The sequence below is a fragment of the Leifsonia sp. NPDC056665 genome (assembly GCF_042791795.1).
In the GTDB taxonomy this organism is placed as follows: Bacteria; Actinomycetota; Actinomycetes; order Actinomycetales; family Microbacteriaceae; genus Leifsonia.
The window spans coordinates 24,540-44,287 of sequence record NZ_JBHTXK010000025.1; the positions used below are offsets into that span (position 1 = coordinate 24,540).

Annotated in this window: 20 protein-coding genes; 10 read left to right on the plus strand and 10 right to left on the minus strand. The window is 73.1% G+C overall.

The window, feature by feature from the left end; genetic code table 11:
* Positions 1-39: 39 nt before the first annotated feature.
* From ACFQ9V_RS17890 to ACFQ9V_RS17900, 3 genes are read right to left on the minus strand one after another with little or no spacing between them, the layout of a single operon-like run.
* Entirely contained in the window at positions 40-897 is an 858-nt protein-coding gene (locus ACFQ9V_RS17890; protein ID WP_382460473.1) for a hypothetical protein, read from the minus strand.
* A 55-nt stretch (positions 898-952) separates the two neighbouring features.
* Positions 953-1,924: an RNA polymerase sigma-70 factor gene (locus tag ACFQ9V_RS17895; protein WP_382460474.1), complete on the minus strand. Its 972-nt coding sequence runs from the start codon at positions 1,922-1,924 to the stop codon at positions 953-955.
* Positions 1,921-2,877, minus strand: coding sequence for an NAD-dependent epimerase/dehydratase family protein (locus ACFQ9V_RS17900; protein WP_382460475.1), 957 nt, complete (start codon positions 2,875-2,877; stop codon positions 1,921-1,923). The genes ACFQ9V_RS17895 and ACFQ9V_RS17900 overlap by 4 nt, the downstream gene beginning before the upstream one ends.
* 159 nt (positions 2,878-3,036) lie before the next feature.
* Between ACFQ9V_RS17900 and ACFQ9V_RS17905 the strand changes: the two genes are divergently transcribed.
* The 5 genes from ACFQ9V_RS17905 (at position 3,037) to ACFQ9V_RS17925 (ending at position 7,659) form a co-directional block, all read left to right on the plus strand.
* Positions 3,037-3,237 carry a hypothetical protein gene (locus tag ACFQ9V_RS17905; RefSeq protein WP_185278082.1) on the plus strand — a complete coding sequence of 67 codons (201 nt, stop codon included), beginning with the start codon at positions 3,037-3,039 and terminating at the stop codon, positions 3,235-3,237.
* A gap of 36 nt (positions 3,238-3,273) precedes the next feature.
* Positions 3,274-4,416 carry a hypothetical protein gene (locus ACFQ9V_RS17910; RefSeq protein ID WP_382460476.1) on the plus strand — a complete coding sequence of 381 codons (1,143 nt, stop codon included), beginning with the start codon at positions 3,274-3,276 and terminating at the stop codon, positions 4,414-4,416.
* Positions 4,413-4,994 carry a YdeI family protein gene (locus tag ACFQ9V_RS17915; RefSeq protein WP_382460477.1) on the plus strand — a complete coding sequence of 194 codons (582 nt, stop codon included), beginning with the start codon at positions 4,413-4,415 and terminating at the stop codon, positions 4,992-4,994. The genes ACFQ9V_RS17910 and ACFQ9V_RS17915 overlap by 4 nt, the downstream gene beginning before the upstream one ends.
* Positions 4,995-5,098: 104 nt before the next feature.
* Complete coding sequence (locus ACFQ9V_RS17920) at positions 5,099-5,713, plus strand: GNAT family N-acetyltransferase (RefSeq protein ID WP_382460478.1); 615 nt, start codon at positions 5,099-5,101, stop codon at positions 5,711-5,713.
* 74 nt (positions 5,714-5,787) lie between these two features.
* Complete coding sequence (locus ACFQ9V_RS17925; protein WP_382460479.1) at positions 5,788-7,659, plus strand: alkyl/aryl-sulfatase; 1,872 nt, start codon at positions 5,788-5,790, stop codon at positions 7,657-7,659.
* Positions 7,660-7,670: 11 nt separating this feature from the next.
* Here ACFQ9V_RS17925 and ACFQ9V_RS17930 read toward each other — a convergent pair whose 3' ends face one another.
* On the minus strand, positions 7,671-10,283 hold the full coding sequence (locus ACFQ9V_RS17930) for a DUF4062 domain-containing protein (protein ID WP_382460480.1): 2,613 nt from the start codon (positions 10,281-10,283) through the stop codon (positions 7,671-7,673).
* Between the two features lie 56 nt (positions 10,284-10,339).
* Entirely contained in the window at positions 10,340-11,311 is a 972-nt protein-coding gene (locus tag ACFQ9V_RS17935; RefSeq protein WP_382460481.1) for a DUF1996 domain-containing protein, read from the minus strand.
* Between the two features lie 111 nt (positions 11,312-11,422).
* Here ACFQ9V_RS17935 and ACFQ9V_RS17940 point away from each other — a divergent pair, with 111 nt between their 5' ends.
* From ACFQ9V_RS17940 to ACFQ9V_RS17950, 3 genes are read left to right on the plus strand one after another with little or no spacing between them, the layout of a single operon-like run.
* Positions 11,423-12,109, plus strand: coding sequence for a response regulator transcription factor (locus tag ACFQ9V_RS17940; protein WP_382460482.1), 687 nt, complete (start codon positions 11,423-11,425; stop codon positions 12,107-12,109).
* Positions 12,110-12,114: 5 nt separating this feature from the next.
* Entirely contained in the window at positions 12,115-13,479 is a 1,365-nt protein-coding gene (locus tag ACFQ9V_RS17945) for an ATP-binding protein (RefSeq protein WP_382460483.1), read from the plus strand.
* 24 nt (positions 13,480-13,503) lie between these two features.
* Positions 13,504-14,256, plus strand: a complete 753-nt coding sequence (locus ACFQ9V_RS17950) for a DUF5666 domain-containing protein (protein ID WP_382460484.1) — start codon at positions 13,504-13,506, stop codon at positions 14,254-14,256.
* Between the two features lie 7 nt (positions 14,257-14,263).
* Here ACFQ9V_RS17950 and ACFQ9V_RS17955 read toward each other — a convergent pair whose 3' ends face one another.
* The 4 genes from ACFQ9V_RS17955 to ACFQ9V_RS17970 are packed head-to-tail and all read right to left on the minus strand — an operon-like array spanning position 14,264 to position 17,458.
* Positions 14,264-15,505 carry an OmpA family protein gene (locus tag ACFQ9V_RS17955; protein WP_382460485.1) on the minus strand — a complete coding sequence of 414 codons (1,242 nt, stop codon included), beginning with the start codon at positions 15,503-15,505 and terminating at the stop codon, positions 14,264-14,266.
* Positions 15,472-16,398 (minus strand): hypothetical protein, encoded by a 927-nt coding sequence (locus ACFQ9V_RS17960; RefSeq protein WP_382460486.1) that lies wholly within the window; start codon positions 16,396-16,398, stop codon positions 15,472-15,474. The genes ACFQ9V_RS17955 and ACFQ9V_RS17960 overlap by 34 nt, the downstream gene beginning before the upstream one ends.
* A 9-nt stretch (positions 16,399-16,407) precedes the next feature.
* Positions 16,408-16,761 (minus strand): hypothetical protein, encoded by a 354-nt coding sequence (locus ACFQ9V_RS17965; RefSeq protein ID WP_382460487.1) that lies wholly within the window; start codon positions 16,759-16,761, stop codon positions 16,408-16,410.
* Complete coding sequence (locus tag ACFQ9V_RS17970) at positions 16,748-17,458, minus strand: hypothetical protein (protein WP_382460488.1); 711 nt, start codon at positions 17,456-17,458, stop codon at positions 16,748-16,750. Before ACFQ9V_RS17970 ends, ACFQ9V_RS17965 begins: the two co-directional genes overlap by 14 nt.
* Positions 17,459-17,585: 127 nt before the next feature.
* Between ACFQ9V_RS17970 and ACFQ9V_RS17975 the strand changes: the two genes are divergently transcribed.
* Positions 17,586-18,452: an ABC transporter ATP-binding protein gene (locus ACFQ9V_RS17975; protein ID WP_382460489.1), complete on the plus strand. Its 867-nt coding sequence runs from the start codon at positions 17,586-17,588 to the stop codon at positions 18,450-18,452.
* Here the strand turns inward: ACFQ9V_RS17975 and ACFQ9V_RS17980 are convergent.
* Positions 18,398-18,868, minus strand: a complete 471-nt coding sequence (locus tag ACFQ9V_RS17980; RefSeq protein ID WP_382460490.1) for a GNAT family N-acetyltransferase — start codon at positions 18,866-18,868, stop codon at positions 18,398-18,400. The genes ACFQ9V_RS17975 and ACFQ9V_RS17980 overlap by 55 nt on opposite strands.
* A gap of 41 nt (positions 18,869-18,909) precedes the next feature.
* On the opposite strand from ACFQ9V_RS17980, the gene ACFQ9V_RS17985 reads away from it, so the two are divergent.
* Positions 18,910-19,686: an alpha/beta fold hydrolase gene (locus ACFQ9V_RS17985; protein WP_382460491.1), complete on the plus strand. Its 777-nt coding sequence runs from the start codon at positions 18,910-18,912 to the stop codon at positions 19,684-19,686.
* The last annotated feature ends 62 nt before the right edge of the window (positions 19,687-19,748 follow it).

Consider the following 19,748-nt stretch of genomic DNA (forward strand, 5'->3'; position numbering starts at 1 on the left):
GGGGCGCTCAGGCAGCGCGGCGCTCAGGCAGCGCGGCGCTCAGGGGTGGTGACCGTCGGCTGCGACCGGCCCCGCCGCGATCGGTCCCGGCCGGTCCGCGTAGGTGCGGCCGGTGACCACGAGCCGCAGGATGGCGGGCGCGACGTCGTAGCGCTCCGCCAGCTCGGTGAGCGGCGTGCCCTCCGCGTACGCCTCCCGGATGCCGCGGACCTCGTCGTCGCTGAGCCGCCTCCTGTGCGGCTCGGCGATCGGGCCGCCGTGCCCGGCGTGCGAGCTGCCGCGCACGATGAGGCTGACCCGCTGCTGACTGGTGCCGAACCGGCGGGCGATCTCGGTCTGCGACACCCCTGCACTGTGCAGCCGGCGCATCTGGACGACCTCGTCGTCCTCGCCTGCCGCCTCCGCCACCCCTGTCGTCGCGCCGCGGACGACCGACGCGATCGTCCAGTGCGAGACGCCGAAGCTGTCCGCGATCGCCTGGCGGTCCTCCCCGGCGCTGACGCGCTCGCGGATGCGCTCCACCTGCTCGACGGTCAGCGGCCGGGCGCGGGTCGCGGCGGTGCTGGTGAGCGGTCCGCCGACGTCCGCGAACGCGCGGCCGGAGGCGATGTTGGAGACCATCTGGTGCGAGATGCCGTAGCGCTCGGAGACCTCCGCGCGCGGGGCGCCGGCGGCGACGGCCTCCCGGATCGCGACCACCTCCGCGCTCGTCACCTTGCGCGCCTTGCCCGGCATGATCGGGCCGCCGGCCTCCTGGCGCGACCTCCCGGTCACCAGGCTCGACACGGTGTTCTGGCGCACGCCGTACTCGGCCGCGAGCTGCACCTGGCGCGCGCCGGCGGCGTACTTCTCGCGCAGCTCGCGCACCTGCGCGTCGGTGAGCGGGACGGAGGCCATGAGCCGAGAGTATCGGTGCGGGCGGGCGCGGAAAAGGTTCAGCGCGTCGCGCCGCTCAGTCGGGCCGGACGCGTTTGGCCAGGGGAGGCAGCGGGTCGCCGCCGGACGCGAGGCGCGCCCGGTTGGCCTCCCGCAGCACCGACCAGGCGTCGGCGACCGGGCCGACGTGCGTCAGCTTGTCGGGGTTGATGACGGTGCGGATGGTCTGGACGCCGCCGCCGGCGATCTCCAGGACCATCGTGTTCACCACCCGGCCGTCGCGGTCGCGGAACACGGCGCCCGGCTGGCCGTTCACCTCGTGCGGCTCGACCGTGCCGCCGATCGTCGCGAACGGCCCCGCCATCGCGACCAGCACTCCCGCCACCTCGCCCGCCCCGACGATCCGCCGCGCCCACTGCGGCGCCTTGCCTCCGCTGTCGCCGACCAGCTCGACATCGGCGAGGAGCAGCGCGCGCAGCGCCTCCACGTCGCCCGCGCGGAAGGCGTCGAAGAACCGGGCGGCGAGGTCCTCGCGCTCGGCCCGGTCGGCGTCGAAGCGGGGCCGGCCCGCGTCCATGTGGCGGCGCGCGCGCACCGCGAGCTGGCGGCACGCGGCCTCCGACCGCCCGACGGCCGCCGCGATCTCCGGGAAGTCGAACGCGAACACCTCGCGCAGCACGAACACCGCGCGCTCCAGCGGGGTGAGCCGTTCGAGCAGCAGGAGGGCGGCCATCGACAGCGAGTCCGCCAGCTCGGCCGAGCGCTCCGGATCCTCGTACGGGTCGGACAGCAGCGGCTCGGGGAACCACGGCCCGACGTAGGCCTCGCGGCGCACCCGGGCCGAGGAGAGCACGTCGATGGAGACGCGGGTGACGATGGTCGACAGGTACGCCTTGACCGAGACGGGCTCGACACCCGCTGCCTCGTAGCGCAGCCAGGTCTCCTGCACGGCGTCCTCGGCCTCCGTCACGCTGCCGAGGATGCGGTACGCGATCGAGAAGAGCAGCGGGCGCAGCTCCTGGAACGTCTCCTGCGTGCCCTCGGTCACCTCAGCCCCTCCACGAACCCCTGCCGCCACGACGGGTAGCGCAACTCCCAGCCCAGCTCGCGCTTGGCCTTCGCGTTGGAGAAGCCGCGGCCCTCGGTCATCATGATGACAGCCTGGTCGCCCGCGGCGATCCGCGCCAGCCACACCGGGATGCGCAGCGGAGGCTTGGCGCCGGCCGCCTGCGCGAGGTACGGCAGCCACTCGCTCGCCGGGGCCGGGTCGTCGTCCACGATGTCGAACACGCCGGTCGCGCCCTGCTCCAGCGCGAGGACGGTCGCCGACGCGGCGTCATCGAGGTGGACCCACGAGCTGTAGCCCTGGCCGCGGCCGACGAGCGGATACTGCCGCCGGCGCACGAGCTCCACCTGGTCGTCCGTCGCGCCTGGACCGTAGAAAGCGCCGTAGCGCAGGACGGTCCCGCCGAACGCGGTGACCGAGTCCTCGACGTGCTTCATCGCCCGCATCCCCGGCTCGGCCGGCGTGCCGGGGAGGAGGTCGAGCGGGTCGGCCTCCGTCTTCACCCAGCCGCCGTCGCGGAGGCCGTTCCAGCTCGCGTAGCCCTGGGCGAGGAACCGCGTCACGCCCTGCGCCTCGGCCGCGGCCAGCAGGTGGTCGGTGCCCTCGGTGCGCAGCCGGTTGGTGCCGGCGAACCACTTGTCCGGATGCTTGAGGTCCGGCTTGCCCGCGTGCGCTGGGTTGATCGCCGTCATCTGGTGGATGATCGCCTCCGGCTCGGCCGAGGCCACGGCCCGGCCGACGGAGGCGCCGTCCAGCCCGTCCATGACGACACCCATCGCGCCCATCGCCTCGATCGTCCCGAGCTTCGCCGCGCTCGTCGTCGACGCCGTCACCGCGTGCCCACGCGCCACGAGCTGCGGCACCAGCCGCCGCCCGAGCACGCCGCTCCCACCTGCCACGAAGACCCGCACCCTGTCCACCTTTCGTTCGCTCACCCCCTCAGACGACACCGCACCCCCACCAGTGACACGCACACGCCCATCCGCCGCCGAAACGGCCCAAAATATGGATTGAATCGTTCCAGTTCCCGATTATGCGCCGCCTCGACGGCCTATCCGGCGCTACCCTGGCGGCGAGCGGAACGGGAGGCGGCCATGAGCGAGAACGGGCGGGGCCGGGTGGTCGTGCAGTCGGCGCAGTGGGGGTTCTTCTTCTTCATCGCCTACATCGGCGCGGCGGTCTACTTCGTGTCGGTCTCCGACGGCTCGTTCTGGGGCGTCGTGCTCGGACTGCTGCAGGCGATCGTCTGGCCGGCGTACGTCGTGTATCACGTGCTGGTGCTGCTGCACGTGTGACGCCGCGGTGTCGGCGGCGGTGGCTAGGGTTGCGGAATGGGGATCGATCCTGCGGCGCTGGTCGCCGGGCCGCGCGGCCGCCGGGTGTGCCTGGACGTCGCGACGCCGTGGCCCACTGGAGAGCTGACCGAGCCGGACCCGCTTGTCGACGCCCTCTTCCTGGCGGCGCACGAGAGGGAAGGCGGTGGCGTGGTCGTGCTCTACTCGACCGATGACCCCGCGGACACCGGGAGCGACGGTCCGCACGAACTGCCTCCGGCCCCGGCGGCCGCTGAGATCGCACGGATGCTCGCCGCGCGGCCGGTCGCGACCCCGGATGCGGATGAGCTGCTGGACGAGCTCGAGCAGACTGTCAGCGCCGCGCGCTACTGGCAGGAGCCGGACGGTCACGATCAGCTCGCGGCCGAGCCGGAGCTCGCCGCCGTCCTGCGGGCAGGAGCGGATGCCATCGCGAGCGCGGAGGCCGCGCAGTGGTGGGCCACGCCCCAGCAGCCGGACGACCAGTGGTCGGTCGAGTTCTTCGACGACCGGCCGGACGATGCCGGCCCCGTGGGGGAGGACCTCCCCGAGCGTTACGCGCCTGCGGCCGAGGCGCTGGCCCACTGGCGTCGGGAGTTCGGCGAGGAGGAGGAGCGCAGCCGTCGGGATTACCTCCGCGGCGACTTGCCAGAGCACCACGGCGGCTCCTGGTGGTCGGTGCCTCCGCACATGCTGCCGCGGACGACCCGCGGCCTGGCGGACGACGGCGCGCTCGGCCTCCGCCTGGTGGAGGACGGGCTCGGCTGGCGGTACGCGGGCCTCACCCGCACGACGGTGCGTGCCGGGGCGCGGGTCTACGAGATCGACGGCCCAGGGAGCTGGGCGGAGCTGTGCGAGCGTTTCCCGCTCGACGCCTCGGCCTCCCGCCGAGGCGATTGGCTGCGAACCACCGGCCGCGACGGGCGCTGGCTGATCCCCGACTGGCCGCGGGTCGCCGAGGCGTACGACGGCGTCCACCTCACCGTCCTCGGCTATCTGAGCACGGCCGGCCGCGCCATCCCGGTGGTGGACGACTGGGCGACCGTGCTCGCGGGCTGGGACCCGGACGCGACGTACTGGCTGACCGACGCCGTCCAGCGGACCAGCGAACGGTCGGAGTGGTGGGCGGACGACTCCGGCCAATGGAGAAGACGCGAATGACGGAGACGATGACCGAGCTGATCGTCGCCGACGCCGCCGGGTGGCGCGCGTGGCTCGACGCGAACGAGGACGCCTCGGACGGTGTCTGGCTCGTGCTCGCCAAGAAGGGCACGACCGACCCGACCTCCCTCAGCTACGCGCAGGCGGTGGACGAGGCGCTGTGCAGCGGCTGGATCGACGGGCAGAAGCGCAGCCGCGATGCGACGACGTTCGTCGAGCGGTTCACGCCGCGGCGCGCGGCGTCGCTGTGGTCGCAGCGCAACATCGGGCTCGTGGAGGCGCTGACCGCCGAGGGCAGGATGCGGGACCGCGGCCACGCCGAGATCGAGCGCGCCAAGGCCGATGGCCGTTGGGAGCGCGCCTACGCGCCGTCGAGCACCGCGGAGGTCCCCGAGGACCTCGCGGCGGCCCTCGAAGTCTCGGCCGCGGCCGCCGCGACGTTCGCGACGCTCAACGCGGCGAACCGCTACTCCGTCATCCACCGCGTCATCACCGCGCCCAGCGCGACCAGCCGCGGCAACCGGCTCGCCAAGCTGATCGGGATGCTGGAGGCGGGCCAAACGCCGCATCCGCAGTAACGGTGCGCTGACACCCGAACCGACCACGCCAACGAGGTGCTGGACGCCTTCCGCCGCTACACGACGGTCGCCTGAGCGGCGGCCTCCCCGCTACAGTTCCCGGTATGAACTCGCGCACCGCACGCTCCGAGGACGTGGACGCGGTCACCAGCACCATCGCGCTCGCGTTCCGCGACGACCCGGTGTGGGGTCCCGCGCTCGTCTCCGCGGACGGTGGCACCGGCCACCTCCTGCCGTTCTGGCGGTTCTTCGTGGAAGGTGCGGTCGGCCACGGGACCGTCTCGCTCGTCGACGGACCGGACGGGGAGGCCGCGACCGTCGCCGTCTGGCTGCCACCGGGCGCCGACGATCTCACGCCCGAGCAGGAGCGCGACCTCGACGCCCTCCTGGCCGCGGCGCTGTCGCCGGAGCGCTACGCCGCCTATGAACAGCTCTACTCGCTGTTCGATGACGCGCACCCGGACGAGCCCGCCCACATGTACCTGAGCCTCCTGGCGACGCATCCCGACCACCGCGGGCACGGGATCGGGCAGCGACTGCTCGCGGCGGACCTCGCCCGGTTCGACGCGGACGGCCTGCCCGCCTACTTGGAGTCGACCAACCCGGCGAACGACCACCGCTACGCGCGCGCCGGCTTCCGGCCGGTCGGCCGCTTCCGCGCGATCATCGACGGCGCCCCCGTCACGACGATGTGGCGCGATCCGGCGAGTCGGGGCTAGACGCTCCGGTCGTCCCTGAGGAACCCTCGGCGGTGTGCGCACCGTGTGCCGCCTGGCCCCGAGGGAGAGCCCCGATGAAGCAGAACGACCCGACCGCCTCCATCGCCGACGCAAACCGTGCGCTGCTCGACGCCCTGCCGTTCGCCGACACCGACGATTTCGCCGACGCCGACCGCGGCTACCTCGGCACGCTCGATGACCCGGTGATCCGCGACGCCGACGGCAACGCGGTCTGGGACGCGGCGGCGTACGACTTCGTCGACGGGGACGCGCCGGCCACGGTCAACCCGAGCCTGTGGCGGCAGTCGAAGCTCGTCGCCAAGCACGGCCTCTACGAGGTGGTCGAGGGTCTGTACCAGGCGCGCGGGCTCGACCTGTCGGTCATGTCGTTCATCGAGTCGGAGAACGGCGTGATCGTCGTGGACCCGCTCATCTCGAAGGAGACCGCCGCGGCCGCGCTCGGCCTGTACCGGGCTCACCGCGGTGACCGTCCGGTGGTCGCCGTGATCTTCACGCACAGCCACATCGACCACTTCGGCGGTGTGCTCGGGGTGGTGGAGGCCGCCGACCTGGAGCACCGCACGGTGCAGATCGTGGCGCCGGAGGGCTTCCTCGGCCACGCCATCGCAGAGAACGTCTACGCCGGCACCGCGATGGGCCGCCGCGCCGGCTACATGTACGGCGCCGCGCTCGCCAAGGGGCCCTCGGGGCAGGTGGGCGCGGGCCTCGGCCAGACGACCTCCACCGGCGAGGCGGGCATCCTGGTCCCGACCGTCGACGTGCGGGAGACCGGGGAGACGCACACCATCGACGGCGTCGAGTTCGAGTTCCAGCTCGCGCCGGGCACAGAGGCGCCGGCGGAGATGCACTTCTACCTGCCGCGCTACCGCGCGCTGTGCATGGCCGAGAACGCGACCCACAACCTCCACAATCTGCTCACGCTGCGCGGCGCGCTGGTGCGCGACCCGCACATCTGGTCCGCCTACCTGACCGAGGCGATCGAGCGCTTCGCCGACCGGTCCGATGTGCTGTTCGCCTCGCACCACTGGCCGACCTGGGGCGGCGACCGCATCCGGCACTTCCTCGGCGTGCAGCGCGACCTCTACGGCTATCTGCACGACCAGACGCTGCGCGGCATCAACCGCGGCTTCACCGGGGCGGAGATCGCGGAGGACTTCGAGCTGCCCCCGGCGCTGGTCGCCGAGTGGAGCACGCACGGGTACTACGGGTCGGTGTCGCACAACGTCAAGGCGGTCTACCAACGCTACATGGGCTGGTTCGACGGCAACCCGGCGCGGCTCTGGCCGCACCCGCCGCAGGCGCTGGCCGAGCGGTACGTCGCGGCGATCGGCGGCGTGGACCGGGTGGTCGAGCTGGCGCGGGAGGCGTACGACGCGGGCGACGTCCGCTGGGCGGCGACGCTGCTCGACCACGCCGTGTTCGCCGATCCCGGCCACGAGCCGGCCACGGCGCTCTACGCCGACACCCTGGAACAGCTCGCCTACGGTTCGGAGAACGGCACCTGGCGCAACTTCTTCCTCTCCGGGGCGACCGAGCTGCGCGAAGGCAACTTCGGCACCCCGACGACGGCGTCGTCGCCGGCCATGCTCATCCAGCTCTCGCCGGAACAGCTCTTCGACTCGGTCGCGATCCGCGTCGACGGCCCGCGCGCCTGGGACCTCGACCTGACCTTCGACCTCACGCTGACCGACCTGGGTCGCAGCTTCCACCTCACCCTGCGCAACGGGGTCTTCGTGTACGTGGAGCGCGAGCCGTCGGGGGAGGCGCCGCTGCAGCTGACGCTGACGAAGCCGCGGCTGCTGCGGCTGGTCGCGGGCGACACGGAGTCCGAAGGGCTGACGGTGGAGGGTGACCTCGGGGTGCTGACGGCGCTGGTGGGAGTGCTGGATCAGGGGGATCCCGGGTTCGACATCGTGGTGCCGTAGGGGCGGTGGTCTCACACCTGCTCGCCGCGACCCTCCGCCAGCGCCTCCGAGACCGCCTGCTCCACGGTGAGCTCCCGGCCGTCCGCGATGGCGGCCGCGACCGCATCGCCGTTCGGCCCCGAGAGCAGGTCGTCCAGGTATCGGCGGTGGAACGTGAACGTCGGCCCGTTGTGGAGTCCGCTCCGCTCCCGGAGGGCCTGCGCCGCGCCGGCCAGCTCGCCCGCGCGTTCGTCGTCGTGCAGCAGCGCCGCGACCGCGACCATGCCCTCCAGCCCGTAGGCGATGCCCTCCGGGTGCCCGACCGCGGCCGAGATCGTGACGCTCAGCGCGAAGTCCGACCGCGCCGCCGCCACGTCGCCGAGCATGAGCTCCGTCCAGCCGAGGTGGTACGACGCGATGCGCTGGCCCACGCGGTCGCCGGACCGGTTCGTGAGCGCGAGGCTCGTGGTGAAGTGGTCCTGCGCCTCCGCCAGGTCGCTCTCGCGCAGCGCCACGCGCCCTAGCAGCACCAGCGCCATCGACTCGCCCCACACACTGCCGGTCGACCGGTAGAGGGCGAGCGCGGCTTCCATCACCTGGCGGGCGCGCGCGGTGTCAGGCGGGTTGCCGGCGAGCAGAGCGAGGGCGAGGGAGATCGACGCGAGCCCCTCCCCGTTCGGGTCGTCGGTGCGGCGGAAGAGCTCGATGCTCTCGGCGAGGTCGGCGGCGACGCTGCCGTCCGGGTCCTTCCAGAACATGATGGTCCGGCTGAAGTAGAGCGCTATGGCGCGGGTGTGCGGGTCGAGCTCGTCACCGGACGCCAGCGCCTCCTCCATCCAGGTGCGCACCTCGCCGAGAAGGCCGGTGACCCACCAGTACAGGTAGAGGCTGAAGGCGAGGCGCGCCGCCCGATCCCAGTCGCGGCCGTCGAGCAGAAAGCGCTCGGCCGCGCGCAGGTTGTCGCGCTCGTCGCCGAGCCGCTGCATCCATCGGCGCTGGCCTGCCCCGCGGAGGTCGTCCTCGGCGTCGTCGCCCAGCGCGAGGAAGTAGCGCGCGTGGGCGTCGCGGGTCGCCGGCTGCTCGCCGCTGCGGGCGAGCTGCTCCCTGGCGTATTCGCGGACGATCGCCTGCATGGAGAAACGCGGCCGGTCGTCGCTGTCGTGCTGCCCGACGAGACTGCTGTCGACGAGCGCGGCGAGGTTCTCGAGGACGTCGGGGTCGGCGTCGGTCGTGTCGTCACGTCCGGCCGGCGCCGACCCGACGGACTCGGCGGCCTCCAGGGTGAACCCGCCCTCGAACACCCCCAGCCGGGCGAGCAGCTTCCGCTGGTCGCTCTCGAGGAGTTGCGTGCTCCACTCGATGGTCCGCCGGATGGTCTGCTGCCGCGCGGGGAGGTCCCGCGGGCCGCCGACCAGCACCGACAGCCTCCGATCGAGCCGGTCCAGCAGTTCGGCGGGGGAGAGCACCCGGACCCGCGCCGCTGCCAGTTCGATCGCGAGCGGCACGCCGTCCAGGGCCTCGCAGACCCGTTCGACGGCCTCCTCGTTGTCCGGCGTGATCTCGAAGTCGGGTTTGACTGCGTGAGCGCGTTCGACGAACAGGTCCACCGCCGGCTCATCGGCGAGCGGGCCGACGTCGTAGCTCTGCTCGCCGCTGATGCGCAGCAGCACCCGGCTGGTGACCAGGATCGCGAGCTCCGGCGCGTCCGCGAGCAGGGTGGTGAGCGCCGGTGCGGCCTCCACGACCTGCTCGAAGTTGTCGAGGACGAGCAGGATGCTCCGCTCGCGCAGTGCGGTCGCCAGGTTCTCCATCATCGGGGCGTCGCCGGTGTCGCGGACGCCGAGCGCTTGCGCGATGCGGCTGGGGACCCGTTCCGGGTCGTGCACAGCCGACAGGTCGACGAACACGGACCCGTCCTCGAAGTCCGGCGCAGACGCCCGCGCCGCCGCGATCGCCAGCCGGCTCTTGCCGATCCCGCCCGGGCCGACCAAGGTCACGAACCGGGTTCCGGAGGCCAGCATCCCGTGGAGCTCCGCGATGTCGCGCTCCCGCCCGACGAGCCCGGTGAGCGGCATGGGCAAGCGGACGGGGTCCGCGACCGCCGGATCGGGTCCCGACCGCCCGATGGTGGGCAGCGCCGGATCGGACTCGTCGAGGACCGCGGTCCTGCTCTGGTCGAACCGCTCGGCGAGGAGGATGGCGAGGTCGGCCTCCACCAGCCGGGCCAGCTCCTTGGAGGTCTCGAAGTACTTGTAGGCGGCGCGATCGTCCTCACGGATCCGGTTCAGCAGGCCGGTGAGCCGCTCGTCCCGGTGGTCGGAGACCTTCACGTAGAGCAGCCGCGGCACATCGTCGGGGCAGAGGTTGTACTCGTCCTCGAGCCCCGAGACCTGCTCGTCGGGCGCCACCCAGCCGTAGCGTTCCCAGTACAGCCCGAGGAAGACATCGGACTGCTGGAGGTACGAACGATAGAGCTCCCGGGGCGGGTGCGGCCGCGCGCCGAGCTCGAACATGACGGGAGCCAGGTGCAGCCGCTCGATGGCGGCCCTGGCGGCACGCCGTTCCGCCGCGAGCTCCTGCAGTGTCGACGATACGAAGATGCGTAATCGCTGATCGGGAGTCCGGATCACATGAGGATGGCTCATGTTATGTCATTGTGTTGCGTCCGTATGGAAATGTACAGGGGGCTGCCGAGCCCGTTCTACGGCTGCACCTTCCCACCCTGAGCCTTCCCACCCTGCGGCGTCGCCTCCACCCCCTTCACCGGTCCGCAGCGCACCTGCGCCGTGTCGCACGCAGCGGTGTCGGCGTCCATCCGGCTCTGCTGCCAGCCGCTCACGAAGTCGGCGTGCCCGGTGACCGGCGGTCCCTGGGTCTGCGGGCCGGTCGAGAGGGTGATCCCCGCGCCGCTCGTGGTCGGATACGTGATGTGCAGCACGAGTTGCGGAATGTGCACGGGATGCGAAGCCGGGCATCCCGCGCTCGTGGAGTAGACCGCCCCTGCCCGGTCGCGGCCGTCCATCGTGTGGCCGTCCCAGCAGTCCGGGAAGGTGATGACGAGCCGGAGCTGCGAGCCGGACGGGCAGTCCTGCGGCAGCGCGGCCCGTCCCGGCCGGGGGTCTGAGGCGGTCGTCGTGCACGTCCAGTCGACCACGGAGGTGCTCTGCGGCGCCGTCGCCGTCTCGTTGCCGGCGATCAGGCTGATGCCCTCCGGCATCGTGCGCGTCGATGACGCGAGCCCCGCCGGGGTCCGCCAGTAGAGCAGCGTGCGCTGCGGGACCAGGGCCGCGCCGTCCTGGTAGACGACCGGAGTCCAGTACGCCGAGGCGTCGGCGGAGGTCGAGCAGGTGGTCGAGCCGGCACGGAGCATCGCCGCCGTTGAGGAGGCGTCCACCGCCGGATTGCCGAAGAAGTCGTGCTGCATCGACATCCCGGTCATGCCGGGCACCATGATCGGATCGTTCGGGGCGGTGGTCGACCGGGTGCACGTGTCGGTGAAGATGCCCGGGTTCGAGCCTCCCGCGGGGAAGCCGGTCGTGTCGACGGGCGGCGGCGGGGCCGACGAGGCGACCGCCGCAGCCGTCACTGCAGCGGCGCCGGCGGCGAGGACGAGCGCGGCGCCGAACGCGATCAGCAGGGCGACCGGGCTGCGGAGACGGGAGGTGGCGGACATGCGCCGAGTCAACGCCCGCCGTGTTCGGGCGGTGAGCGGGGAATGTAAGGAAACGGTAAGACGGCGCCGGAAACGGCCGTGCGCCGCCGCGCGACCAGGGAAGATGGACAGGTGAGTGAGGACAGAGGGCTGGTGCTCGTCGTGGAGGACGAGGCCGCCATCGTCGAGCTGGAACGGCTGTACCTGTCCGGTGCGGGCTTCGGCGTGCACGTCGAGACCGACGGGCACGCGGCGCTGGCCGCGGTGGATCGGCTGCGGCCCGCGGCGATCGTGCTCGACGTCGGCATCCCCGGCCTCGACGGCATCGAGGTCTGCCGCGCGCTGCGGGCGCGCGACGACTGGACCCCCGTCATCTTCGTGACCGCGCGGGACGACGAGATCGATCGCGTGGTCGGCCTCGAGCTGGGCGCGGACGACTACCTCACCAAGCCGTTCTCGCCGCGCGAGCTCGTCGCGCGGGTCAAAGGCATGGTGCGGCGTGCGGCGGGGCCGGTCCCCGCACCCACCCGCACCGTCGGCGGCGTGAGCATCGACGGCGCGCGGCGGCGCGTGGAGACCGCCTCCGGACGGGTCGAGCTGACGGCGACCGAGTTCGACCTCCTCGACCACCTGATGAGCCAGCCCGGCCGGGTCTTCACCCGCGAGCAGCTCCTCTCGTCGGTGTGGGGAGTCGCGGATTACAGCAGCAGCCGCACCGTCGACGTCCACATCGCCCAGTTGCGCGTCAAGCTCGGCGACGCGGCCGGGATCGTGCGGACGATCCGCGGGGTCGGCTACAGCGTCGCGGACGAGGGCTGAGGGGCATGGCGCGGCGCACGCGGCTGTTCGGATCGCTGAGCGCGCGATTCACCCTGGTGACGTTCGCCGTCGCTCTGATCGCCGTGCTGGTGACAGCGCTGGTCGCCGTGCAGGTGGTGCAGACGGTGGAGCAGAACCAGGCGCGCCAGCAGCTCAAAGCGCAGGCGGCGGCGCTGGTGGCCTCCGGACGCGCTGCCGAGGGCCGGGTGGGCGTGGTCGGCGACCGGTTCGCCCTCGTCTCGCCGGACGGCACCGTCACCGGCGCGGCGCGCGGATCGGTCGGCCCCGACGTGGTGCGGATGCTCCAGGCCGGGAAGACGGTCTCGGCGAACACGACCCTGAACGGCAAGGACGCGGTGCTGGTCGGCATCCCCGGCCCGAACGGCGGCGGGATCGTCGGGGTGCGCAAGGTGGCGGACATCGCCGCGGGCGACGCCGAACTGCTCCGCGGCATCGTGCTCGCCCTCGCGATCGGCCTCGCGGTCGCCACCGCAGCAGGCGTGCTGCTCGCGCGACTGCTCGGCCGCCCGCTGCGCCGGGTGGCCGACAGCGCACGGGCACTGGCCGGCGGGCGGCGCGGTGTCGCGATCGAGACCCAGTCGGTCGCCGAGATCGACGACATCGCCCAGGCGCTGCGCACCCTCGACACCGCCCTCGCGACGAGCGAGGACCGCCAGCGCGAGTTCCTGCTGTCCGTCTCGCACGAGATCCGCACGCCGCTGACGGCCATCCGGGGCTACGCCGAGGCGCTGGCCGACGGCGTCATCCCTCCCGGCGATGTCGCGGAGGCCGGGCGGACGCTCTCGGCCGAGTCCGAGCGCCTGAGGAGGTTCCTCGACGACCTCCTGGAGCTGGCCCGGTTGGAGGCGGACGAGTTCACGATCGTGCCGCAGCACTTCGACGCCCGCGACACCGTCGGCGCCGTGGTGCGGGCGTGGGCGGGAGCGGCCGGAGGCGCAGGCGTGGCGCTCCGCGCCGACCTGTCCGGCGACCCGATCCCGGTGCACACCGACGAGATGCGGCTGCGCCAGATCCTCGACGGGCTGGTGGAGAACGCCCTGCGGGTCGCGCCGGCCGGCACGGAGATCGTCATTCTCGGGGGCCTGACCCCGCACCGGGTCGTCGAGCTCGCCGTCCGGGACAGGGGACCGGGGCTGAGCGTGGAGGACACCGCGGTCGCGTTCGACCGCGGAGCCCTCCATGCCCGCTATCGCGGGGCCAGGCCGGTCGGCACCGGCCTCGGTCTGTCCATCGCGCGAACGCTCGTCGGGCGGCTCGGCGGCTGGATCACCGCGTCGCCGGCCGAGGGCGGAGGGACCGAGTTCCGCGTGACTTTACCTTCCTCTGACATTCCGCGAGCCTCGCCCTGATCTGCGCCTGACACGGTGGTGGGCATGAACACGAACGACGCCGAGAACGACCCGGCGAACGGGCCCGCGAACGACGAGGCCGTCACCGAACCCATTGAGCGCGCGGGCGACGGACATCCCACCGAGCCGCTGCCGTGGTGGGTGGAGCGGCCGGATGCCGAGGACGCCGGCGACACCGTGCCGGTGCCCGTGGCGCCTGTTCCGGTGGCGGCCACGGCGCACGCAGCGCCTACGGCGTCCGTTCCGCCTGTCGCGCCCGCGAGTTCGGCCGGTCAGGCGGTCACGGACTCGATGAAGTCCGTCGATGCCGATCGCCCCTCGTTCTTCCGCCGTCATGCGATCGGGCTCTCCATCGCGGCCGCGGCGGTCGCGATCGTGGTGGTCGCGGGCGGGACGGCGTGGGGGGTTTCCGCTGCGATCGCCGGGGGCGACTCGACGGCGCCCGCGGCGATGAGCACGGCGGCGCACGCCAAGAAGGGTGCGATCTCCGCCAAGCAGAAGCGCGCTCACGGCACGGTCGGAACCGTGACCGCCATGTCGGGCGGCACCTGGACGATCCAGTCGGCCGCGGGCGCGACCGTCACGGTCACCGTCGACTCCACCACCGCCTTCGGCACAGCGAAGAAGCCGGACAGCGCCTCCGCCTTCGCCATCGGAGACAGGGTCGGCGTGATCGGAGCACGCAGTGGCGACTCCGTCACGGCGACGCGCATCGTGCACCTCGGGGCGGGAAAGCACGGCATGACGGCGAGCCCAGCTCCGACGCCGAACACCTGAGCGGCGGTCAGCCGCAGAGGGACACTCCGGACGAGGTGAGGATGACCGAGCGGTTCTGCTCGGCGAGGGCGTCCGAGTAGGAGCCGGACGCGTCCGTCTCGCTCTGCCAGCCGCACCACTGGAAGCCCACGCCGGCGGTCGCGAGCTTCGCCTCCGGCACGCCCAGCGACACCAGGGCGGCCTTCACGGCGTTCGCCCGGCGGAGCGACAGCGCGGTGTCGGCGGTGTTGTTCGTGGCCTGGTCCTTGGACGCGGTGCCGGTGATCGTGATCACGCCGCTGCTCTGCTCGATCGACGGTGCGAGGGTCGACAGGAGCTGCTGGGCGGCCGTCGGGTCGGAGAAGGTGGCGGTGTCCTTGACGAAGTGGAGGTCAGCGTTGCGGATGACCACGGGATGCGACCAGTCCGTCTTGGTCGCCACGGCCTCCACCGGCACGGGAGTCACAGCCGGCAGTCCGGTCGCGGCTGCGCCGGACGCCGGCTCGGGCAGCAGCGAGAGGGTCCCGCCGGCGGCCTTGATGACGGCGGTCCAGATGGCGGCCAGGTTGCTGCGCGCGGGGACGGTGAGCGGCTGCTGCGCTCCCGCCGTGTCGCCCATGCCGGACCAGTAGACGGTGACTCCCGTGAGATGGGCGGGGAGGAGGTTGCGCGAACGGAGGTCGGAGACCACCTGCGCCGGGTCGGCGTAGAGCAGGCCGCTCCCGGCGAAGTTCAGGGGGTCGGCGGTCTGGAGGCCGTTGCCGATGACGAGCACACCGAGCGGATGGTCGCCGAGGTCACGGGCGGCCTGGCCGATCGCGCCGAGGAAGTCGACCTCGGGTGTCGCGGCTTTGAGGCCCGCGAGGTAGCTGCCGATCTGGGTGAGCTTGGTGCGCTGGTCGTTCTGGCAGACGATCGCGTCCTGCGCGCTGGAACCCAGCGACGTGGTGCCCATCGTCTGCGGCGTCCCCGAGGGGATCACCACTGTCACGCTGCCGTTGGTGGTCCCGGCCGCCTTGAGCTGGTCGGTGGCGCTGGCGGGTACGGCGACAGCGGGGGCGTTGGCGGTGCTCCCCGCGACGACGCCGAGGTTGCGCTTGTGCGACTGGTCGCACGCCTGGCCGGCGGCGGTCGCGGATGTGCACGCGGTGAGGCCGGCGCCCACGGCGAGGACTCCGGCGACGGCGACGAACGCGCGGACGGAGCGGGCGAGCGACCGGGAGTTCGCACGGCGCATCATCGCTCCAGCCCGGTCGTCGACGACGGCCATGTCGGCGCGGTCTCCGGCGCCTCCACCGCGGCGGCCCCCGGAGTCATCGGCACCTCGGGCGCCGGTGACGCGGCCTCCACCACGCGGCGCGCGCGGAGCTCGCGGATGAGCTGGCTCGTGCTCTCCGGGTCCCGCTCGCGCTGAGCGAGACGCGTGGCGAGGCGGGCGCGGATGACGTCCACCCGGGAGTGGAACGTGACCCGGGCCCCCGTGTAGCGGACGGCGTCGTGCGCGTCGAGCTGGGCGGCGTGGCGGGCGGCCTCGTCCGCCTTCACCGCCTCGGCGAGCAGCCGGTCGCGGTGGGTGCGGAGCTTCGCGACGTGCGCGTGCGCCTTCTCCGCGGCCGTCAGCAACGGCCGCGTGGTCAGCCAGGCGACGACGAAGCTGATCGTCCCGGAGGTGGCCAGGACCCCGAGCATGAGGAACGCCATCAGCGTGTCGGGCGCGGTCCACGAGAACGCGGGGGCGGTCGTCGTCCCGCCGCCGACCAGGCCGCTGAGGCCTCCCGAGCTCGCCGCGTTCATGCCCGCCTTGATCCGCGCGACCGTGATAGCCGCCAGCAGCGCCGCCCAGACCAGGAGCAGGGCGACCGAGACCACGATCCAGCCGCGGGACATCACGCGCGCCTGCACCCGCCGCAGCAGGATCGCCGCGACGTGCGGCAGCGAGACGACCGCGAGCGAGATGCCCAGCGTGATCACGTACATCTGCAGCCCGATCGAGCCGTACTGGCTGTCGTTCCGCAGCAGCAGCGTGAGCGCCTGCGCGAGCAGGATGTAGTCGACGGTCAGCATCGCCAGCAGCAGCACGTAGACCAGGACGTGCGCGACCGGCGACAGGTGGCCGACGCTCGGGCGGACCCGCGGGGGCTTGGTGACGATGTCTCTCGGCATGCGGTCCTCCTAGGCGTAACTGTGCAACTCGGGGTCGCCGCCGGCGAGCTTGGCGTCGAGGCGGGCGGCGTCCTGCTCGGCGCGGCGGATGTCGGCCTCCGATCGCTCCAGGGCGTGCCGGATCAGCTCGACCCGCGACTGCGCCTCGGCCAGGCGGGCGGAGCAGTCGGAGACGTTGCGGGTGCGCTGACGTTCCAGGTCGGCGACCCCGACGCGCTCGAACGCGGCGAGCTCGTGCTCGAAGACCTCGAGCGTCTCGACGTCGACGGCGCCGCGCAGCCTCCGCAGCCGCCAGAGCAGCCGCCGTCGCAGTCCCGCGGTGGCGGGGACCCGGTATTCGGTGATCCTGTCACGTTGACGCATCGATGCTCCCCGGTTCGGTGGATGGTGACGTGGGTGGTGCGAACGGCTGCACGGAGCCGGCGGGATGCCAGCGGTCGACGGAGGTCTCCCTGCCGGCCAGCGAGTCCGCGCGGCGCAAGGCCGGCGCCCGGACGGGCACGAGCCGCGGCGACAGCGCGCGCAGGTACGCGCTCCAGTAGACGGCGATCTTCTCGTCCGAACGGTCGAAGTGGCGCGTCGCGCGCAGCCGCGCGGTGGTGAAGCGGGCGTGGATGCGCGCGCCGAGCTGCTCCGACCGGGCGTTGCGTGCGGTGATCCGGCGGCGCAGCCGGCGCAGGTCTTGGAACGCCACTCCCTCGCCCTCTGTGATGCGGGTCGCTGCGCGGTCGGCGGGCGGCAGAGCGTCGAGCCGCTCGTCGTAGGCGTCGAGGTCGGCAGCCAGCGCCTGGGACAGTTCGCGCTGCTCGGCGAGGTCGCGCCTGGACCGGGCGAGGAAGCGCTGCTCCTCGCGATGGGCGTAAGCGTTCGCCCTGGCCTGGAGGGCGGCGACGGTGGGCGTCGGCTCGGCGCCGAAGGTGGCCTCGTCCGCCGGGTCGCCTGGCACGCGCAGCCCGGCCGGCTCCGCGGTCGGCGGCCGCACGGCCTCCGCGTCGCGGCGCGCCCGGCGCTCCAGCCGGCGCCGGGCGAACGGTCCGAGGCGGAGCGGTTGGGTCCCCATAGCGGGGCAGCGTACGAAGCGAGGCTGAGCGCTACCTACGTGTCCGGTGCCGATGTGCCGTATGTGACCGAACCGTGACCTGTGGCGGGAGGGCGGGGTGACCTGGCGGACAGGGCAGGATGGGGGGATGGAGACGGTGCTCGAACTGCGCGACGTGACCTTCCGGCGTGACGGCCGCCACATCCTCGAGGACATCGGTTTCGCCGTGCGCGCGGGGGAGCACTGGGCGCTGCTCGGCCCGAACGGCGCAGGGAAGAGCACCGTGCTCGGCTTCTGCGGCGCCGTCGCGTTCCCCACCTCCGGCACGGTCGACGTGCTCGGGCGGCGGCTCGGACGGGTCGAGCTGCAGGAGCTCCGCCGCCACATCGGCCACGTCAACCCGCGTCATCCGGTGCGGTCGCCGCTCACCGTGATGGAGGTCGTCCTCACCGGGATCACCGGCACGCTGGAGCCGCCGATGCGCTGGGAGCCCACTCCCGTGGAGGTCGCCCGCGCGCGCGACCTGATCCGCACGATCGGCCTCGACGGGCTGCGCGACTCCCGCTGGCCCACGCTCTCGCAGGGTGAGCGCGGGAGGGCGCTGATCGCGCGGGCGCTCGTGTCCGAGCCGCGCCTCCTGCTGCTCGACGAGCCGACGACCGGGCTCGACGTCGCCGCGCGGGAGCAGCTCCTGGAGACGATCGACGGGCTGTCCGTTGCGGTTCCCGACCTCGCCAGCGTGCTCGTCACGCACCACCTGGAGGAGCTGCCGGAGACGACCTCGCACGCCCTCCTTCTGTCGCACGGGCGCATCGTCACGGCCGGCCCGATCGCGGAGGCGGTGACCACCGGGACGGTGAGCGCGGCGTTCGAGCACCCGATCCGGGTGGAGCGCGAGGAGGGGAGGTGGAGTGCGCGGGCGGTGCGGGGCCCGCGATCGGACGGAGACGGGACGGCTGCTCAGCGGAGTTCGAGCAGCAGCTCCTCCACGGGCCTCCCGGCGCCCGCCGCGTAGGACGTCTCCCGCCCCGTCTCCACGAACCCGGCCCGTGCCAGCACCCGCTGCGACCCGATGTTGGCCGCGGCGACCCGCGCGTGCAGCGGCCGGCCCGGCTCCGCCGCGACCAGCAGGAGGAGCGCCGCGGTCGCGATGCCGTTGCCCCAGAGCTCGCGGCGGATCCAGTAGGTGACCTCCCGGTCGCCGTCGAGGGTGAAGGCCGCGACCGTTCCCGCGAAGCCGCCGTCGGCCTCCACCGCGCGCATCGTGATCGCCGGATCGCCGAGGTGCCGTCGCCACCGGGCGTCGAAGTCGGCCCGGTCGTCGGGGTCGGCGGCGGTGAAGGCCGCCATCCGCACGGCCTCCGGGTCGCGCATCATCTCGAAGGCGGCGTCGGCGTCCGTGTCCTTCACCGGGCGCAGTCGCACATGCATGCCGCGATGCTAGCGGGTGGCGGCCGGTAGACTCACACGCCGTGCCCCCTCTCGCGACCGCCGACGACGGTGTGCCGATCGCGTTCGAGGAGCGGGGGAGCGGCGTCCCGCTGCTGCTGATCGCCGGGCAGGCGACCGGGATGCACGGCTGGGGGCCGTTCGCGGACGCCCTCGCCGAGGACTTCCGCGTGATCGTGTTCGACCATCGCGGGATCGGCCAGAGCGGCGCGGGCGACCCGGCCGCGTACAGCACCCGGCAGTTCGCCGACGACGCGCTCGCCGTGCTCGACGAGGCGGGCGTCTCCGCCGCGCACGTGCTCGGGCACTCGATGGGCGGGCGCGTGGCGCAGTGGCTTGCGGCCGAGCATCCGTCCCGGGTCCGCCGGCTGGTGCTCATCGGCACGACGGCCGGCGACCGGGCTGCGGGTGCGCACAGCCGGCGCGACCCGGCCGTCATCGGCGACCTCCTGAGCGGCGACCAGGAGCGGATGCTGCCGCTGTTCTTCGACGCGGACTGGGCGCAGGCCAACCCGGAGGCCGTGGCCGGGTTCTTCGACCGGGTCGCGACGCGCGCGGCGCTGCGCGGGCACTTCGCCGCGAGCCGCGACCACGACGCGCGGGAGGCGCTCGGCCGGATCCGCGCGGAGACGCTCGTGATCCACGGCCGGGAGGACGCCCTCACGCCGGTCGCCCACGCGCGCCTGCTGGCCGCGGGGATCCCCGACGCGCGGATCCTGGAGCTCGACGCCCGGCACGGCCTCCACCTGGACACCCCCGAGGTCCTCGGCGCCGTCCGCACCTTCCTCGCCGCCCGCTGACCCGCACCACCCGCCGAGGGGCACGTAAACGCCCCTAAAACCGAGTTTTAGGGGCGTTTACG

Coding starts and splice junctions, on each gene's coding strand:
- ACFQ9V_RS17890 (WP_382460473.1), bottom strand. CDS start 897: ATGGCCTCCGTCCCGCTCACCGACGCGCAGGTGCGCGAGCTGCGCGAG.
- ACFQ9V_RS17905 (WP_185278082.1), top strand. CDS start 3,037: ATGAGCGAGAACGGGCGGGGCCGGGTGGTCGTGCAGTCGGCGCAGTGG.
- ACFQ9V_RS17910 (WP_382460476.1), top strand. CDS start 3,274: ATGGGGATCGATCCTGCGGCGCTGGTCGCCGGGCCGCGCGGCCGCCGG.
- ACFQ9V_RS17915 (WP_382460477.1), top strand. CDS start 4,413: ATGACGGAGACGATGACCGAGCTGATCGTCGCCGACGCCGCCGGGTGG.
- ACFQ9V_RS17920 (WP_382460478.1), top strand. CDS start 5,099: ATGAACTCGCGCACCGCACGCTCCGAGGACGTGGACGCGGTCACCAGC.
- ACFQ9V_RS17925 (WP_382460479.1), top strand. CDS start 5,788: ATGAAGCAGAACGACCCGACCGCCTCCATCGCCGACGCAAACCGTGCG.
- ACFQ9V_RS17930 (WP_382460480.1), bottom strand. CDS start 10,283: ATGAGCCATCCTCATGTGATCCGGACTCCCGATCAGCGATTACGCATC.
- ACFQ9V_RS17935 (WP_382460481.1), bottom strand. CDS start 11,311: ATGTCCGCCACCTCCCGTCTCCGCAGCCCGGTCGCCCTGCTGATCGCG.
- ACFQ9V_RS17945 (WP_382460483.1), top strand. CDS start 12,115: ATGGCGCGGCGCACGCGGCTGTTCGGATCGCTGAGCGCGCGATTCACC.
- ACFQ9V_RS17950 (WP_382460484.1), top strand. CDS start 13,504: ATGAACACGAACGACGCCGAGAACGACCCGGCGAACGGGCCCGCGAAC.
- ACFQ9V_RS17955 (WP_382460485.1), bottom strand. CDS start 15,505: ATGGCCGTCGTCGACGACCGGGCTGGAGCGATGATGCGCCGTGCGAAC.
- ACFQ9V_RS17960 (WP_382460486.1), bottom strand. CDS start 16,398: ATGCCGAGAGACATCGTCACCAAGCCCCCGCGGGTCCGCCCGAGCGTC.
- ACFQ9V_RS17965 (WP_382460487.1), bottom strand. CDS start 16,761: ATGCGTCAACGTGACAGGATCACCGAATACCGGGTCCCCGCCACCGCG.
- ACFQ9V_RS17970 (WP_382460488.1), bottom strand. CDS start 17,458: ATGGGGACCCAACCGCTCCGCCTCGGACCGTTCGCCCGGCGCCGGCTG.
- ACFQ9V_RS17975 (WP_382460489.1), top strand. CDS start 17,586: ATGGAGACGGTGCTCGAACTGCGCGACGTGACCTTCCGGCGTGACGGC.
- ACFQ9V_RS17980 (WP_382460490.1), bottom strand. CDS start 18,868: ATGCATGTGCGACTGCGCCCGGTGAAGGACACGGACGCCGACGCCGCC.